Origin of the sequence: Mesorhizobium sp. M0833 (assembly GCF_040319905.1) — a bacterium.
GTDB lineage: Bacteria > Pseudomonadota > Alphaproteobacteria > Rhizobiales > Rhizobiaceae > Mesorhizobium.
Genome location: NZ_JAMYOQ010000015.1, coordinates 34845 through 50806 on the forward strand (window position 1 = coordinate 34845; position 15962 = coordinate 50806).

Below are 15962 nucleotides of genomic sequence, written 5' to 3' on the forward strand. Positions count from 1 at the left end.
TCCCGAAGCAATTTAAACTGTTTAAAGGCCGGCTCTTATGCCATCGATTCCGAGCAAATCAAAGTTTTTTTGCCAGCGCTTCCGCCTCCGCGTCCAGCGTCGCGCGGTTGCGCAAACGAAGCCGGTGCTCACGGTGAACGATGTAGAGGCCGCTGGCGACGATGACTGTGGCACCGACCAGCGTCCAGCGATCGGGAAACTGGTTGAAGACGATCAGGCCGGAGATGATCATCCAGATCATCTGCGAATAGGGATAGGGAGCCAGGGCCGTGGTGGTGGCAAGGCGATAGGCCTGCACAAGAAGCCAATGACCGATGGCGCCGAAGACGCCAAGCATCAGCAATATGAACCAGTGCCAGCCATCCTGCGGCAGCGAAGGCGAAAACGGCAGTGTCGGCAAAAGCAGCACGGCCGGCGCCAGCGCCGAAAACAGGATGAGGCTTTCGGAGGTTTCCGTAGCCGACATGCGGCGCGTCATGATGACGTAGAAACTGTTCGACAGCATCGAGCCGAGCGCAAAGAGATGGCCGACGCCAAAAACGCCGACACCCGGCCGGGTGATGATGAGGACGCCGACAAAGCCGCTCATGATCGCCAGCCAGCGCCGCCAGCCGGCCCATTCGCCGAGCAACGGACCGGCAAGCGCGGTGATCACCATCGGGCCGAAGAAGTAGATCGAGGTGGTTTCCGCCAGTTGCAGCGTCCGCAGCGCCAGAATGTTGAACATCGTCGATCCGAACAGGAGCAGACCGCGCGTGATGTGCGCCGGCAGGTTGGCGGGACGAAAGCGCAGCGGCTCACGCCATCCTCGCAGAAAAACGCCGACGATCAGCACATGGACCGCGAAGCGGGTCCAGGCGACGATCAGCGCCGAGACGCCGGCCAGGACAAGGTACTTGCTGCTGGTGTCGAGGAAGGTGAAAAACACATAGACGGAAAGCATGCACAGGATCGCCGCCGGCGATGTCGCGCTTTCGTCATGTCTTGGGGAAGCATTCAATTTCAGGCCGGACGGGAAGCAAGGCAGTCCTTCACCCATGCGGGAATTGTCGCCTGCGGGCAAGCCAAAAGAGGCTGGCACAACGACAGGCTAAGGTTTTGTTGCTGGTGGCCGACGAGTCAAGCGTGCATGCGGGCACCCTTGGTGATCTTGTCGACGAGTTTCTTTTCGGCGCGAAGCGCGATGCCGACCACCTTGGCATCTTCCGGCGCAAATTCGGCAAAGACGGCACGGTTGGCCAGATCATAACCAGTCGAAAACATTTCCTCGACATAGAGCGATACCGTCACACCACGCTCCAGCGCCCGCCGCTGGATCGCGCCGAGCGTCTGGCCGTCCGCCGAAAGCACGATGACCGGCTGGATCGACAGCGGGTTGTAGATATTGCCGGCGCGATCACGGTAGGGGTCGCCGATAATGTCGGGAAATTGCGCGACGATGCCGCTGGTCAGAAAGGCTGTGACATTGAGCTTTTGCCAGACGGGAAGATCATCCTTGAGCACGATTGCAAATTTCGTATCGAACATGCGACAGTTTCCAATCCGAAAGGGGGCCAATCCGAGGCTGCGAGAAAAGCGATGCCGCACGGTCTAGACGGGGAAGCCTTTCAGGGTCTTGGACGTTTGTGCGTGGATGCAGCCGAAAACTGCATCGTACCGGCACCCCGTGCTGCCGGCATGGAACGCATCGAGGCCCGGTTCCACGGCAACGCCTTCGATCTCCATCGCCACGACACCTATGCGATCGGGGTGACGCTTTATGGCGTGCAGCGCTTCCGCTATCGCGGCCAAATGCATCAGAGCCTGCCTGGCCAGATCATTATCCTTCATCCAGACGAACTGCACGATGGCGGTGCCGGCACCGCAGACGGCCTGCGTTACAGAATGCTTTATTTGGAGCCGTCCCTGATGCTCGATTGTCTCGGCGGCGGATCACTGCCATTCGTCGGGAATGCCGTGGTGACAGACCTCGATCTCCGCGCCACGCTGCTTTCGGCGCTCGGGCCGCTGGATCAGCAACTGGACGAGCTGTTTGTCGTCGATTTCATGACGCAGCTTATGCAAAGCCTGGCCCGGCACGCCGGTCAGCCGGCGAAAACGGTAGCGAAAACGGCGTGGCGCGCCGCCAGCCTGGCGCGCGACTATCTGGAGGAAAATGTCGCGCGGATTGTACGTTCAGACGAATTGGAGGCGATAACCGGATTGGACCGTTATGCCCTGTCGCGGCATTTCCGCGCCATTTTCTCGACCAGCCCGCACCGGTTCCTGTTGATGCGCCGGCTTCAGCGAGCCCGTCGGATGATCGAAGCCGACGAGCCGCTGGCGCAAATCGCAATCGCCGCCGGCTTCAGTGATCAAAGCCATTTCAATCGGCATTTCAAGAAGGCGTTCGGCGTCACACCGGGACGTTGGTCGGCACTGACGCGGCGGCCGTCAGCGGCGAACGCGTGAGCTATTCAAACATCTTGTCTTCGATATCCAGTTCGTCGTCCGGGAGCACCATTTCGCCGTTCGACAGGTTCGCCTCGACGCGGGCAAGCAGCTTGAACAGCGCTTTCTGATCCTTCTTGTCGAGACCCTTCAATGCTTGCTTTTCGGTCTTCTTCACCGATTTCTCGATGGCGTGGATGATTTCGCGGCCGGTGTCGGTGAGGAAAATATGCGCCTGGCGGGCATCGGCGGAGGAGGCGCGCTTTTCCAGAAAACCCTGCGCCTGCAGCCGGTTGATGGTCTTGGTGATGGTCGGCGGACGCACGCCGAGGCGGCCGGCAAGGTTGCCGGGCGTCTGCCCATCCTCGCGGTCGAGCGCCAGCATGATCTGGTCCTGGCCGGCATAGAAACCATGCGCCAGAAGCCGGGCGGCGAGCGCCGTGCGAGCTAGCCGCGCCGCCGAATGCAGCCGGCTCATTGTTGCAGTCTTGTCCGCCTTGGCCATGCGCATCCCTCCTCGGCCGAACCGGTGCGGACAGCATAAAAGCAGCCCGCCGGTTGGCAATGACCATCGAAAACATTCCGGCTCGGAAAATAGCTTTGCCGGCAAGCTTCGCGGTGTTCGCCGTGGCTAATGCCAGATGTTTATTTCAGTTAGATGACAAACGACTTTCCGCAATGGCTGGATGGGGACGTGACGAGGCGTTCTCAACCGGCCTTCACCGCGACCACCATCAAGGCCTGAAAGGCGTCCGCCATTTCCCGCAGCGCTGCCTGCGACAGCAGCCCGGCCTGCCGCGCAATGCCGTCCCGCGCGTTCGATGTATCGCGTTTTCCGGGGCGATCTTTATAGGGCGCGACGGTGGCGAATATCTGCTCGCTGAGGCTGTCGGGGAAGAACATCTGGCCGGTCATTACCGAGCGGTCGTCAGGGAAAATCTTGAAATGGATGTGGGTGGTGCGGCCGCGATACCAGCCGGGATAGATGGTGGCGAAAGAAGCGATGCCGCTTTCATCGGTTCTCTGCCAGCCCCGCAGAAAGCTCTGGCCGGACGTGTCGATATCCTGCCCGTCGCCCTGTCCGGGATAGCCGGAATAGGCGCCCTGGGCGTCGCAATGCCAGATGTCGACGCGTGCGCCGGGAAGCGGCCGGCAGGCGGCGTCGACGATTTGCAGCCGCACATTGAGGGCGATGCCCTTCTTGCCCTCGGTGATATCGGCGCGTTCGAGCTTCGGGTCGAAATAGAACGGCCCTTCGGTGACCTCAGGCGTGATGGCGCAGACGCCGGCACCGGCTTCGAACAAAGCAAGCCCGGCATAGGGCGAGACCTTCCCGGCCCTTGCACCGGCGGGCAGGAATATGCCGCCAGCGGTAACCGCAACGAGACGGAGCGCCTGCCGGCGGCTTAGTGGCAAGGACTTGTCGGACATCTGGCGTCTCTTCAATGCGAACAGCCCTCGTGAATGACCTTTGCCTATCTAAGCCCACCGCCAACCCGCGCCAATGAAAGTTCGGCAATTTGAGGAAAGTTCGGCAATACCAGCCTCTCTTTGGTCCACCGGTTTGGCTCGTGCAAAAGCCGAGCACACATCCTATATGGAGCCGACAATCCCTATTCGAGGCACATTATGAGCGACGCACAGACGCAGATCCCCGTAACCGTCCTCACCGGCTATCTTGGCGCCGGCAAGACGACACTGCTCAACCGCATCCTTTCGGAAAACCATGGCAAGCGCTACGCGGTCATCGTCAATGAATTCGGCGAAATCGGCATCGACAACGAGCTAATCGTGGAATCCGACGAGGAAATCTACGAGATGAACAACGGCTGCATCTGCTGCACCGTGCGCGGCGACCTGATCCGCGTCGTCGAAGGCCTGATGCGCAGACCCGGCCGCTTCGACGCCATCGTCGTCGAGACCACAGGCCTCGCCGATCCCGTGCCGGTGGCGCAAACCTTCTTCATGGACGACGATGTGCGTTCCAAGACCAGGCTCGATGCGGTGGTGGCGCTGGTCGACGCCAAGCACTTGCCGCTGCGCCTCAAGGATTCCCGCGAGGCCGAGGACCAGATCGCCTTTGCCGACGTCGTCGTGCTCAACAAGACCGATCTCGTCACCCCCGAAGAGCTGAGCAAGGTTGAGGCAACGATCCGCGCCATCAACCCGGCGGCACGCATCCATCGCACCACGCGCGCCAGCGTGGCGCTGTCCGAGGTGCTGGATCGCGGTGCGTTCGACCTGTCCCGAGCGCTGGAGAACGATCCGCACTTCCTCGAGGCGCATGACGATCACGACCATCATGATCATGATCATGACCACCACCACCATGATCACGACGGCCATGATCACCACGATCATGACGGCCATCATCATGCGCACCCTTCCGACATCCATGACGTGACCGTGCAGTCGGTGTCGCTGCGCGGTGGCGAGATGGACCCGAAAAAGTTCTTCCCGTGGATCGAGAAGGTCACCCAGATGGAAGGCCCGAACATCCTGCGGCTGAAAGGGATCATCGCGCTGAAAGGCGATGACGAGCGCTATGTCATCCAGGGCGTGCACATGATCATCGAGGGCGACCACCAGCGCGCCTGGAAGGACGGCGAGAAACACGAGAGCCGGCTGGTGTTCATCGGACGCGAACTCGATGCCGAGCGGCTGAAGACAAGCTTCGAGGCCTGCCAGGCCGCTTGATTTAGCTACCTTCTTCCTTTCCCCCTTGTGGGAGGAGGGGCAGCCGCAACGCTGGCGCTCTCTACTCACGACGATCCGAAGCACGGGTTGAGACGGGCAGCTCAACCCCTTAAGGGTGAGGTAGCAGAAACCTCGGACGGAACTATCTCTCATGCCCACAGTCGCCCCGCTCGATCTCGAAGGCCACTGCCTCGCCGCCGTGTTCCTCGGCGACGTGCCGCACTTTGCGCTGGCTGACGGCACAATCCATCGGCTCGACCACGGCCACAAGACGGTGCAGGCCAATGACGGGATGCTCGCCGCCTTCCATGATGCGGCGAACGACCGGCTGATCACCGGTGGTGAGGACGGCAGGATCTTTGGCGTGACCGCTGGCGGCAATACCGCGGAATTGGCGACCGCAGGCAAAAAATGGATCACCAGCGTCGCCGCCGGGCCGCAAGGCGCTGTTGCCTATGCTTCGGGCAAGATTGCCTATGTGCGCTTTGCCGACGGCAAAACCAGGGAATTCTCGCATCCGCGCTCGGTCGAGGGGCTGGCCTTCTCGCCCAAGGGCATGCGCTTCGGCGTTGCCCGCTACAATGGCGCGACGCTGCATTTCCCGGCCGCCGACGGCAAGCCGGTCGAACTCGAATGGGCCGGTGCCCACACCGGCATCACCTTCTCGCCGGACGGCGGCTTCGTCGTCACCACCATGCAGGAAAACGCGCTGCATGGCTGGAAGCTTGCCGACGGCAAGCACATGCGGATGTCCGGCTACCCCGGCAAGGTCAAAAGCCTGTCGTGGAGCGCCAAGGGCAAATGGCTGGCGAGTTCCGGCGCGCCGGCGGCGATCGTCTGGCCGTTTTCGGGCAAGGACGGGCCGATGGGCAAGGCGCCGCTGGAACTCGGCACGCGCGGCAATGCGATGGTCACCTCCGTCGCCTGTCACCCGAGCCAGGACGTCGTTGCTGTCGGCTATGATGACGGCATGGTGATGGCGGTGCGCTTCGCCGACGCCAGGGAAGTGCTGTTGCGCCGGCCGGGCAAGGGCGCCGTCACCTCGATGATGTGGGACAGGCAAGAGCGCCGCGTCGCCTTTGGCAGCGCCGCGGGTGACTGCGGCGTCATCGATATTTCGGCGTAGCCTGTTACTTACTCGGCTCCGCAAGATACTTTGCCGGTCAATTCATCCGGTTTGCCGTCCTTTTCGGCATCAGCCGTAACATCATAGATTGAGAGCAAGTAGCGGCCGTCATAGACGCCTTCGTCGCTGGCCTTGGTCAGGATCGCCAGTTCGACATAGCCATAGGCGTTTTCGACCTGCCGTTCGTGGTAGACAAGCAGCCGCAGTTCCTTGTTGTCGAGCCAATATTGCGTGAGGTTCTGATCCCCGAACACCGTCTTGCGCAGACTGTCGGCAGCCGGCCTGCCCAGAATTTCGAGCTCGCCGCTAAAATTGAAGGTCGGCCCGCCCATGCCTCTGGTGACCCCGGCACCGACCTGAAATTTGACGGCTGCATCCTCGGCGGAACACCAGATGCCGCCCGACGCCAGAGCCGCACCAACCGACGACAGCAGCGTTGCTGCGCAGACGATCGCCCGCACCATCTTGTCCCCTCCGGCCGAAGTACCATTGGCGCCCGAAGGCGGCTCGCGGTCAAGCGCCTGTTTCCATTTAAATGACCGCTGACCCAACACAGGGCAGCCGCCCGGCCAATTGCGGTGGCGGATGCCGATTGTCTAAACTGCGACTGAGAGGGGCCGCCATGAACGTCATCGACCATGCAAAGACTTCCATCGGCGGCATCGGCCCGGCCCGGATCGCCGAGTTGTACGAGATCGAGGCAGAAGTCTTCCGCCAGGCGCGGCCGAAATCAATGGCCATAATCGGCAATGGCTTGCCCGGCTTCTTCGGCGGCGTGCCGATGCACTGGATGAACGACTGGCCGACGCCTTTCCCGATTCTGGTCGACAGCGCCAAGGGCGCCACGATCACCGACATCGACGGCAACCGACTGGACGATTTCTGTCTTGGCGACACCGGCTCGATGTTCGGCCATTCGCCGCCGCCGGTCGCCCGCGCCATCCGCCGGCAGGCCGGACGCGGCCTGACCTATATGCTGCCCAGCGAAGACGCACTGGCCATCGGACCGCTGCTGCAACAGCGCTTCGGCCTGCCTTTCTGGCAGATCGCAACGACAGCGACCGACGCCAACCGCTTTGCGTTACGCGTTGCCCGCGCCGTCACCGGCCGCGAGAAGATCCTGGTCTTCAACGGCTGCTATCACGGCTCGGTCGACGAGACTATGGTGCGGCTGATCGACGGCAGACCGGTCAACCGGCCAGGACTGGCTGGCGAATTCCGCGACCTGACCAGGGCAGCTGATGTCGTCGAGTTCAACGATCTTTCGGCGCTCGACGCGGCACTCCGGGGCAACGATGTCGCCTGCGTCATCACCGAGCCGGTGCTGACCAACTCCTGCATGGTGCTGCCCGAAGCCGGCTTTCATGATGGGTTGCGGCGTCTTACTCGTGCGACCGGCACGCTGCTGCTAATCGACGAGACGCATACCATCTCGACCGGTCCCGGCGGCTATACGAGGAAATTCGGGCTGGAGCCGGACCTGTTCGTATTGGGCAAGCCGATCGCCGGCGGCGTGCCGGCCAGTGTGTGGGGGATGAGCGAGGACGTCGCGACCCGCTATGCCGCCTATAACAGGGTGAAGGAGCCGGGCTATTCAGGCATGGGGACGACACTGTCGGGCAATCCGCTGCAATTCGCGGCGATGCGCGCCACATTGGAAGAGGTAATGACCGACGAGGCCTACGGCCATATGGATCGTCTGGCGCGGCGGCTCGACGCCGGACTGACCGCCGTCATCGACCGCTACCGGCTGCCCTGGCATGTCTCACGTGCCGGCGCCCGCGTCGAGTTCATCTGCGCGCCCGGCCCGCTGATGAATGGCGGCCAAGCGGAAGCAGCCCATGCGCCCGAACTCGAAGCGGCGATCCATGTCGCGCTGGTCAATCGCGGCGTGTTGATCGCGCCCTTCCACAACATGATGCTGATCTCCCCGGCCACGAGTGCGGCCCAGGTGAACCGGCTGATGACCGCCTTCGCGGCGGTTGCGGCCAGGCTCACGGCGTGAGACAAGCTTGCGACATGAGAGAAGCGCGCAAGCCAGATTTGAGTTCCATAGTGACGTCACCTTCGGGTTCCACGCCCGCAGAGGCGCGAGCCTTTCTTGAGGCCCATCCCGAGATCGAAGCCTTCGATATCGTGCTGACCGACGCCAACGGTGTCGGGCGCGGCAAGATCGTGCGCCGTCATGAGTTGATGAGCATCTTCGAGAACGGCCGGCACATGCCGATCTCGATCCTCGGCCTCGATATCACCGGCGAGGACGTGCACGAGACCGGACTGATCTGGACGACTGGCGACGGCGATCTCCGGGCATGGCCGATCCCCGGCACACTGGTGCCGCTGTTCGGCACACAGCCGCCGCGCGGCCAGGTGCTGATGGCGATGTACCATCTCGACGGCCAGCCGATGTCGTCCGACCCGCGGCTGGCGCTCGCCCGCCAGGTAGATATCCTTGCGGCCAAGGGCCTGCATCCGGCCGGCGCCTTCGAGCTCGAATTCTTCCTGCTCGCCAACGAGCGCGATGCCGAAGGCAAGGTGCAGCCGGCGCACGCGGTGCTCGACGGACGCCGCTCGGCCAAGACGGAGGTCTATTCCGTCGATCATCTGCACGGCATGGAGCCGCTGTTTTCCGACATCTATGCTGCAGCCAAGGTGCAAGGCATCCCGGCCGAGACGGTCATTTCCGAATATGCGCCGGGCCAGTACGAATTGACGCTCAACTACCGCAAGGATGTGATGCGGGCGGCTGACGATCTCGTCATGCTCAAGCGTCTGGTGCGGGCGCAGGCGCGCCGTCATGGTGTCACCGCTTGCTTCATGGCCAAGCCGATCGAGAAATATGCCGGCTCGGGCATGCATTTTCATGTCTCGCTGCTGGACGATGCCGGCAAGAATGTCTTTGCCGAAACCGGCGGTGAAAGCTGGTCGCTGCCGCTGCTGCGCGGCCTCGGCGGACTGATCCAGACGATGGCGGAATCGATGTTGGTCTTTGCGCCGCACGCCAACTCGTGGCGGCGCTTCGTCTCGCAATCCTATGCGCCGGTGGCGCCGACCTGGGGCGTCAACAACCGTTCGGTGGCACTGCGTGTGCCGGCCGGCAACGCAAAAAATCGGCGCATCGAGCACCGGCCGTCGGGCGTCGACGCGAATCCTTACCTGGTGGCAGCCACGGTGCTGGCAGGCATCGTCAAAGGCCTTGACGAAGGCCTCGATCCCGGTCCCGAAACCACCGGCAATGGCTACGAATCGGCCGTCACGCGCACAACGATGCCGGTCGACTGGCGTGCCGCGATCGAGGCGGCAAGGGCGTCGAGTTTCCTAAAGGGCGCATTGGGCGAAGACCTGCACCGGACGTTCGTGGCAATCAAGCAGTCGGAATATCTGCGCGTCGCGCGCACGGTCAGCGAACTGGATTATCACCTCTATCTGCACGAGGTGTAGGGCATCACATCGTCGGCCATCCGCCGTAGAAGGCCCATGCGGAATGATTTCAGCGGAACCTTCGGCGGGCTTTGCTCATTGCGTGTCTGATTGCAGGAGCGAACAAGGCCGCCTTTAGTCATGATCGCCAGGATGCAGACAACCCCGACGCCGCACCATGCCAAGGTGCAGGCAAGAAGCTTGCCTGCAAGCAAGTCTCCGGAAACGACAGAAATCGACGCCAGAACGATTCCTGAACTGCGCGAAACGGCCAAGATCTGCCGCCGCTGTCCGCTATGGCACGACGCCACGCAGACGGTGTTCGGTGAAGGCCCTGATAAAGCCAAGGTGGTCTTCGTCGGCGAACAGCCGGGCGACCAGGAGGATCTGGCGGGCAAGCCTTTCGTCGGCCCGGCCGGCAAGGTGTTCGACGCGATCCTGGACGATGCGGGCGTCGATCGGCTGAAAGTCTACGTCACCAATGCGGTCAAGCATTTCAAGTTCGAGCCGCGCGGAAAGCGGCGCATCCACTCGAAGCCCAATGCCGGCGAGGTGCAGGCTTGCCGCTGGTGGCTCGACAAGGAGATCGATCTGATCAAGCCCAATCTGGCGGTAGCGCTCGGCGCGACGGCGGCGCAGGCGCTGCTCGGCAAGGTGGTGTCGATCATGAAGATGCGCGGGGCGGTGGTGGAGCGCGACGATGGCTTGCGTGTCTTCGTCACCATCCACCCTTCCTTCATCCTGCGCATTCGCGAGCCGGCGGATAAGCAGGCAGAACGCGACCGGTTCCTGCAGGATATGAGAGCGGTGAAAAAGCTGATGGCCGCCTGAGCTATTTGATCAATATCGCCCGGAAATCGTTGACGTTTGTGCCGGTCGGACCGGATACGAAAAGGTCATCTACGGCATTGAATGCCGTCCAGGCGTTGTTGCCGGCAAGCATGGCCTTGGCATCGACGCCCGCCTTACGCATCCGCGACACGGTCGAGCCGTCGGCGAAGGCGCCGGCATTGTCTTCCGAACCGTCTATGCCGTCAGTGTCGGCGGCCAGTGCGTGCACGCCGACTATGCCGCTGATGCCAATGGCGAAGGCGAGCAGGAATTCCGAGTTGCGGCCGCCTTTGCCTTTTGCACGCAGGGTCACCGTCGTCTCGCCGCCGGACAGGATCAGAACCGGTTTTGCAAACGGCCGGTTGCGCGTTGCCACTTCGCGCGCGATCGCGGCGTGGACGCCGCCGACCTCACGCGCCTCGCCTTCGATGGAATCGGAGAGAATGACCGCCTGAATGCCTTGGCGCTTCGCTTCGGCCGCTGCGGCTTCCAGCGAGACGTCGGCGGAAGCGATCAGATGCACCTCGTTGCGGATAAAACGCGGGTCGTCCGGACGTGGCGCATCGGCCGCCGGCGAATTGATATGCGCCATGACCGAAACCGGCAGGTTCATGCCATAGGCAGCGATCGATGCCAATGCGTCCTCACGGCTGCCTATATCCGGCACGGTCGGACCAGAAGCGACCAGAGCCGGATCGTCGCCCGGAATGTCAGAAACAACCAGCGAGACCACCTTGGCCGGATATGCGGCGGCCGCCAGCCTGCCGCCCTTGATCGTGGAAAGATGTTTGCGGATGGTGTTCATCGCGGCGATCGGCGCGCCGGAGGCGAGCAGCGCCTCGCTGACGGCGATCTCGTCGGCCAGCGTCAAGCCTTCGGCAGGTGACGGCAGCAGCGCCGAGCCGCCGCCCGAAATGAGCGCCACGACGAGGTCGTCCGCAGTCAGTCCCTGGACTTTTTCGAGCAGCCGCCGGGAAGCTTCGAGCCCCGCGGCATCCGGCACCGGATGCGCCGCCTCGATGATCTCGATGCGCCGGCAGGCCGCGCCATAGCCGTAGCGGGTGACGACCAGCCCTTCGATCGGCCCGTCCCACACTTTCTCGAAAGCCGCCGCCATCTGCGCCGAGCCTTTTCCTGCACCGATGACGATGGTCCGTCCCTTCGGCCTTGCCGGCAAATGATCTTTGATCGTCCTCTGGGGATCGGCGGCGGCAACGGCGGCGTTGAAGATGGCGGTGAGGAAGGGCTTGGGGTCTACCTCTGTCATTTTGCTTCCGCCGGCAATGCCAGCTCGCGCGCGTCGATGCGGAGATGCTCACACAGCGCATCGACCACCACGCCGTGGTCCTCACGCTCCGGCAGGCCCGAGACGGCGATCACGCCGATGACGCCGGCGCCCTTGCCAGTGATGGGAAAGCCGCCGCCGGCCAGCACATAGTCGGCAATATCCAGTCCCTCGCCAGGCTTGAAGCTGCGGTCGGGGCGCTGCTGCTCCAGCACCATGCGGTAGGTGCTTTTCAGGAACCGTCGCACCACGTTGATCTTGCGCCGCGCCCAATCCGGATTGGAAGCATTCGAGCCGGGCATTGCCGCATAGAACAGCGGCCGGTCGAAGGTTCTGATATCGACGATGATCGGCAGGTTTTCCTTGAGAGCCCGGTCGCGGATCGCCGAGCCGATCTCGAAAGCGACGGCTTCATCGAAGGCCGAAAAGACAAGCGTGGCTTCCTGTTTCTTGATCAGAGCGATGTCGTCCGCAACGGCCATGTCGTTCCCCTGTCAACTTCGCCGCACGCTTTGCCGGATGGCTGCCGCACGGTCAAGCCGGTCGCATATGACAGCTAAACCGCCATATCCGTCTTGGCCGCGCGGCCGGCGATATAGACCTCGCGCACGGCGCGGTCGTCGCCGAGCGTCTGCAGCAGAAACAATTCCTCGGCGAGCGTGTCCGCCGTCTCCACCCGCAGCCGCATCGCCGGCGTGGCGCGGGCGTCGAGCACGACGATATCTGCGTCGCTGCCTTCCTCCAGGGTGCCGATCTTTTCCGCAAGCGACAGCGCCTCGGCATTGCCGCGGGTCAATTGCCAGAACGACTGGAACGGATTGAGCTTCTCGCCGTTCAGCGCGATCACCTTGTAGCCCTCGTCCATGGTGCGCAGCATCGAATAGTTGGTGCCACCGCCGACATCGGTGGCGGCGGCGATGCGAAGCGGCTTCTCGCGGCGGCGAAAGCGCTGATAATCGAAAAGGCCCGAGCCGAGAAACAGGTTGGAGGTCGGGCAGAACACCGCCACCGAGCCGCTATCGGAAAGCGCGTCCGCCTCGCGTTCCGAGAGATGGATGCAATGGCCGAACATGCTTCTGCGGCCGAGCAGCCCGTAATGCTCATAGACGTCGGTATAATCGCGCGCCTGCGGATGAAGCTGCTGCGTGAAGGCGATCTCGGCGTGGTTTTCCGACAAATGCGTCTGCATGTGCAGATCAGGATATTCGCGGCAGAGCGCGCCCGCCATCTCCAATTGCTCGGGCGACGAGGTGATGGCGAAGCGCGGGGTGATGGCATAGTGCTGGCGCCCCTTGCCGTGCCACTCCTCGATCAACGCCTTGCTGTCGTCATAACCCGATTGCGGCGTGTCGAGCACGCCTTCCGGCGCGTTGCGGTCCATCATCACCTTGCCGGCGATGTTGAGCATGTTGCGGTCATGCGACTCGGCAAAGAACGCTTCGGCAGATTCCTTGTGCACCGAGCAATAGGCTGCGACAGTCGTCGTGCCGTGGCGCAACACTTCATCCAGGAACAGCCTGGCGATACGGCGGCCATGCTGGGCGTTCTGGAATTTGGTCTCTTCCGGAAAGGTGTAGGTGTTCAGCCAGTCGAGCAGCTCGGCGCCGAAGGAAGCGATGACCTGCATCTGCGGAAAATGCGCGTGCGCATCGATGAACCCGGGCAGCAGCAGATGTGGCCTATGGTCGATCTTTTTTGTTCCCTCGCCCGCCTTTTTCTCGACTTCGGCATAGGCGCCAGCGGCAACGATCCTTCCGTCGCGCATCAGCAAGCCGCCATCTTGCTCGTAGCGCCAGGCGGAATGGTCGTCGATAGTTTCTGGCCAGCGCAAAAACGACAGCGTGCGGCCGCGCAGGAGCGTGCTGGTCATGCTATTTCCCCGCGCCTTCGAACCAGGCTACCAGCAGTGCCCGTTCCTTGTCGGTGATCTGGGTGACGTTGGCGGGCGGCATGGCGTGGCTGCGTCCGGCCTGCAGGTAGATCTCGCCGGCGTGCTCGGCGATACCGGCATCGGTATCGAGCATCACGCCCTTGGGCGCGTGGTAAATGCCCTCGTAGGACGGCTCCGCCGCATGGCACATCGAACAGCGTCCAAGCACCGTATCACGTACGGCGGGAAAATGCGCCGAGGCGACGTAGACCTGTGCCGCCGAGGACGTTTTGACCTCGCCTGTCAGCAGCTTCGGTGCCGTCGACAGCCAGATGATGACGACGAACAGGACGGCGGCGGCCAGCCAGGTCCAGGTCGGATTGCCTTTGCGCGCATGCCTGGTGTTGAAATAGTGCCGGATCAGCACGCCTATGATGAACACCAGCGAGGCAATGACCCAGTTGAACTCTGTGCCGAACGCCAGCGGATAATGGTTCGACAGCATCAGGAACAAAACCGGCAGCGTCAGGTAGTTGTTGTGCAGCGAGCGCTGTTTGGCGATCTTGCCGTATTTCGGATCGGGCTTACGGCCGGCGATCAGGTCGGCGACGACGATCTTCTGGTTGGGGATGATGACCATGAAAACGTTGGCCGACATGATCGTCGCCGTGATGGCGCCGAGATGCAGGAAAGCGGCGCGGCCGGTGAACAGGTGGGTCAGGCCCCAGGCGATGAACACCAGCACGCCGTAGAGCACCAGCATCAGGCCGGTGTCGCTGTTGCCAAGCGGCGAACGGCACAAGAGATCGTAGACCACCCAGCCGACGCCGATCGTCGCCAGCGACAGCAAGATGCCTGCAGGCACCGACATGGCAAGCACATTCGGATCGATCAGGAACAGGTCCGCCCCGGCATAGTAGACGACGCACAGCATGGCGAAGCCCGACAGCCAGGTGGCGTAGGATTCCCATTTGAACCAAGTCAGGTGCTCGGGCATTTCGGCCGGCGCCACCAGATATTTCTGCACGTGGTAGAAGCCGCCGCCATGCACCTGCCATTCCTCGCCGAAGGCTCCGGCAGGCATGCCCGGACGCTGGCGCAGCCCGAGGTCGAGCGCGACGAAATAAAAGGACGATCCAATCCAGGCGATGCCGGTGACGACGTGCAGCCAGCGCACGGCGAAACTCAGCCAATCCCAGAATATCGCGAAATCCATCATGAAAAATCGTCCCTGCCGATCGGCTGACTTTACGGGTTGGAGCGCAAACGGAAAGGGCCGAGACGCACGATGACTTTCAAAAAAAATTGGAAAATACTAGGCTGATCATACGCAGCCACATGAGAGCCACGAAAGCCGCATGGCCTATCTCGATAACATCGCCGTTTTCGTCCGTGTCGTCGAGCTCGGCAATTTGTCGGCGGCTGGGCGCGACATGCGCATTTCGCCGGCGGTCGCTTCCAACCGGATCAAGGAGCTCGAGAAGCACCTGGGCGTCAGGCTGTTCAACCGTACGACGCGGCAATTGATGCCGACCGAGCACGGCACGGTGTTCTACTCCGGCGCCAAGCAGGTGCTGGAGGCGGTCACCGAGGCGGAAGCGGCGGTCAGCGCGTTATCCGGCCAGCCGCGCGGCACGATAAAGGTGACAGCGCCGCTCGGCCTCGGCCGGCGGCTGGTGGCATCGGGCATTCCGGATTTCCACGACAGGTACCCCGATATCGAGGTGCGGCTCCGGCTTTCCGACCACAATGTCGACATCATGAAAGAAGGCATCGACGTTGCGTTCCGGCTGGGCATCATCGAGGATTCCAGCCTGAGGATGCGCGGCATCATGGAATGCGAGCGCGTGCTGGTGGCGGCCCCACAATATCTGGAGGCGCGCGGCGAACCGAGAGAGCCGCAGGAACTGATCGGCAAGAAGCACGATTGCCTGATGCTGCGCTATTCCGGCGCGCGTGAATATGTCTGGACGCTGCAGACGCCGAACGGCCCGCAAAAGTTCGAGGTGCACGGCCCTTACGATACTGATGATGGCGACGTGCTGACCGGCTGGGCGCTGTCCGGCCGCGGCATCATCAACAAACCGCGCTTCGAGGTCGAGCCGTTTATCCGCGACCAGCGGCTGAAGGTGATCCTGAGCAACACACCGCCGACGCCGGTGCAGTTTGCCGCCGTCTACCCACACAAAAAGCTGCAGGATCCGAAGGTGCGGCTGCTGCTCGATTTCATGGCCGAGCGCTGCCAGCGGCTGATCCGGGATATTCTGGCCGGCAAATGATCGCCGGCTGGCCGGTTGCTTTCC

The 15962-nt window shown here is 62.5% G+C and carries 16 protein-coding genes; 7 read left to right on the plus strand and 9 right to left on the minus strand.

Annotation, left to right across the window (positions count from 1 at the left end):
- Positions 1-58 precede the first annotated feature (58 nt).
- The gene (locus NKH98_RS18175) at positions 59-943 is read right to left on the minus strand and encodes a DMT family transporter (RefSeq protein WP_352767319.1); all 885 of its coding nucleotides are present in this window, start codon (positions 941-943) and stop codon (positions 59-61) included.
- Positions 944-1119: 176 nt separating this feature from the next.
- On the minus strand, positions 1120-1527 hold the full coding sequence (locus NKH98_RS18180; protein WP_254816031.1) for a DUF2000 family protein: 408 nt from the start codon (positions 1525-1527) through the stop codon (positions 1120-1122).
- A gap of 51 nt (positions 1528-1578) precedes the next feature.
- On the opposite strand from NKH98_RS18180, the gene NKH98_RS18185 reads away from it, so the two are divergent.
- On the plus strand, positions 1579-2451 hold the full coding sequence (locus NKH98_RS18185) for an AraC family transcriptional regulator (protein ID WP_352900507.1): 873 nt from the start codon (positions 1579-1581) through the stop codon (positions 2449-2451).
- A gap of 1 nt (position 2452) precedes the next feature.
- On the opposite strand, the gene NKH98_RS18190 is transcribed toward NKH98_RS18185, so the two are convergent.
- Together NKH98_RS18190 and NKH98_RS18195 are read right to left on the minus strand one after the other, a co-directional pair.
- Positions 2453-2935 (minus strand): MarR family winged helix-turn-helix transcriptional regulator, encoded by a 483-nt coding sequence (locus tag NKH98_RS18190; protein ID WP_352900331.1) that lies wholly within the window; start codon positions 2933-2935, stop codon positions 2453-2455.
- 203 nt (positions 2936-3138) lie between these two features.
- Positions 3139-3861, minus strand: coding sequence for an intradiol ring-cleavage dioxygenase (locus NKH98_RS18195; protein WP_352800645.1), 723 nt, complete (start codon positions 3859-3861; stop codon positions 3139-3141).
- A gap of 198 nt (positions 3862-4059) precedes the next feature.
- Between NKH98_RS18195 and NKH98_RS18200 the strand changes: the two genes are divergently transcribed.
- Positions 4060-5127, plus strand: a complete 1068-nt coding sequence (locus tag NKH98_RS18200; protein WP_352900333.1) for a CobW family GTP-binding protein — start codon at positions 4060-4062, stop codon at positions 5125-5127.
- A 151-nt stretch (positions 5128-5278) separates the two neighbouring features.
- On the plus strand, positions 5279-6253 hold the full coding sequence (locus NKH98_RS18205; protein ID WP_254816026.1) for a WD40 repeat domain-containing protein: 975 nt from the start codon (positions 5279-5281) through the stop codon (positions 6251-6253).
- Between the two features lie 8 nt (positions 6254-6261).
- Here NKH98_RS18205 and NKH98_RS18210 read toward each other — a convergent pair whose 3' ends face one another.
- Positions 6262-6717, minus strand: coding sequence for a hypothetical protein (locus tag NKH98_RS18210; RefSeq protein WP_302893581.1), 456 nt, complete (start codon positions 6715-6717; stop codon positions 6262-6264).
- Between the two features lie 158 nt (positions 6718-6875).
- On the opposite strand from NKH98_RS18210, the gene NKH98_RS18215 reads away from it, so the two are divergent.
- The 3 genes from NKH98_RS18215 to NKH98_RS18225 all read left to right on the plus strand — a co-directional run bounded on the left by NKH98_RS18215 (position 6876) and on the right by NKH98_RS18225 (position 10504).
- Positions 6876-8258 (plus strand): aspartate aminotransferase family protein, encoded by a 1383-nt coding sequence (locus tag NKH98_RS18215; RefSeq protein WP_352900336.1) that lies wholly within the window; start codon positions 6876-6878, stop codon positions 8256-8258.
- A gap of 14 nt (positions 8259-8272) precedes the next feature.
- A complete protein-coding gene (locus tag NKH98_RS18220; RefSeq protein ID WP_352900338.1) occupies positions 8273-9694 on the plus strand; it encodes a glutamine synthetase family protein in 1422 nt (473 codons plus the stop codon).
- A gap of 132 nt (positions 9695-9826) precedes the next feature.
- A complete protein-coding gene (locus NKH98_RS18225; RefSeq protein WP_352900341.1) occupies positions 9827-10504 on the plus strand; it encodes a UdgX family uracil-DNA binding protein in 678 nt (225 codons plus the stop codon).
- 1 nt (position 10505) lies between these two features.
- Here NKH98_RS18225 and NKH98_RS18230 read toward each other — a convergent pair whose 3' ends face one another.
- From NKH98_RS18230 to NKH98_RS18245, 4 genes are all read right to left on the minus strand, one after another.
- Entirely contained in the window at positions 10506-11771 is a 1266-nt protein-coding gene (locus NKH98_RS18230; RefSeq protein ID WP_352900342.1) for a glycerate kinase type-2 family protein, read from the minus strand.
- The gene (locus NKH98_RS18235; RefSeq protein WP_352900345.1) at positions 11768-12271 is read right to left on the minus strand and encodes a heme-degrading domain-containing protein; all 504 of its coding nucleotides are present in this window, start codon (positions 12269-12271) and stop codon (positions 11768-11770) included. The genes NKH98_RS18230 and NKH98_RS18235 overlap by 4 nt, the downstream gene beginning before the upstream one ends.
- Positions 12272-12345: 74 nt before the next feature.
- On the minus strand, positions 12346-13659 hold the full coding sequence (guaD, locus tag NKH98_RS18240; protein WP_352900347.1) for a guanine deaminase: 1314 nt from the start codon (positions 13657-13659) through the stop codon (positions 12346-12348).
- 1 nt (position 13660) lies between these two features.
- Positions 13661-14878, minus strand: coding sequence for a urate hydroxylase PuuD (locus NKH98_RS18245; RefSeq protein ID WP_352480069.1), 1218 nt, complete (start codon positions 14876-14878; stop codon positions 13661-13663).
- A 139-nt stretch (positions 14879-15017) separates the two neighbouring features.
- Between NKH98_RS18245 and NKH98_RS18250 the strand changes: the two genes are divergently transcribed.
- Positions 15018-15938 carry a LysR family transcriptional regulator gene (locus tag NKH98_RS18250; protein ID WP_352807437.1) on the plus strand — a complete coding sequence of 307 codons (921 nt, stop codon included), beginning with the start codon at positions 15018-15020 and terminating at the stop codon, positions 15936-15938.
- Positions 15939-15962: the final 24 nt, after the last annotated feature.

Bases quoted from the DNA above. Each gene is read 5' to 3' on its own strand.
- NKH98_RS18175 (WP_352767319.1), bottom strand. From the start codon at position 943: ATGCTTTCCGTCTATGTGTTTTTCACCTTCCTCGACACCAGCAGCAAG.
- NKH98_RS18180 (WP_254816031.1), bottom strand. From the start codon at position 1,527: ATGTTCGATACGAAATTTGCAATCGTGCTCAAGGATGATCTTCCCGTC.
- NKH98_RS18185 (WP_352900507.1), top strand. From the start codon at position 1,579: ATGCCGCACGGTCTAGACGGGGAAGCCTTTCAGGGTCTTGGACGTTTG.
- NKH98_RS18190 (WP_352900331.1), bottom strand. From the start codon at position 2,935: ATGGCCAAGGCGGACAAGACTGCAACAATGAGCCGGCTGCATTCGGCG.
- NKH98_RS18195 (WP_352800645.1), bottom strand. From the start codon at position 3,861: ATGTCCGACAAGTCCTTGCCACTAAGCCGCCGGCAGGCGCTCCGTCTC.
- NKH98_RS18200 (WP_352900333.1), top strand. From the start codon at position 4,060: ATGAGCGACGCACAGACGCAGATCCCCGTAACCGTCCTCACCGGCTAT.
- NKH98_RS18205 (WP_254816026.1), top strand. From the start codon at position 5,279: ATGCCCACAGTCGCCCCGCTCGATCTCGAAGGCCACTGCCTCGCCGCC.
- NKH98_RS18210 (WP_302893581.1), bottom strand. From the start codon at position 6,717: ATGGTGCGGGCGATCGTCTGCGCAGCAACGCTGCTGTCGTCGGTTGGT.
- NKH98_RS18215 (WP_352900336.1), top strand. From the start codon at position 6,876: ATGAACGTCATCGACCATGCAAAGACTTCCATCGGCGGCATCGGCCCG.
- NKH98_RS18220 (WP_352900338.1), top strand. From the start codon at position 8,273: ATGAGAGAAGCGCGCAAGCCAGATTTGAGTTCCATAGTGACGTCACCT.
- NKH98_RS18225 (WP_352900341.1), top strand. From the start codon at position 9,827: ATGCAGACAACCCCGACGCCGCACCATGCCAAGGTGCAGGCAAGAAGC.
- NKH98_RS18230 (WP_352900342.1), bottom strand. From the start codon at position 11,771: ATGACAGAGGTAGACCCCAAGCCCTTCCTCACCGCCATCTTCAACGCC.
- NKH98_RS18235 (WP_352900345.1), bottom strand. From the start codon at position 12,271: ATGGCCGTTGCGGACGACATCGCTCTGATCAAGAAACAGGAAGCCACG.
- guaD (WP_352900347.1), bottom strand. From the start codon at position 13,659: ATGACCAGCACGCTCCTGCGCGGCCGCACGCTGTCGTTTTTGCGCTGG.
- NKH98_RS18245 (WP_352480069.1), bottom strand. From the start codon at position 14,878: ATGATGGATTTCGCGATATTCTGGGATTGGCTGAGTTTCGCCGTGCGC.
- NKH98_RS18250 (WP_352807437.1), top strand. From the start codon at position 15,018: ATGGCCTATCTCGATAACATCGCCGTTTTCGTCCGTGTCGTCGAGCTC.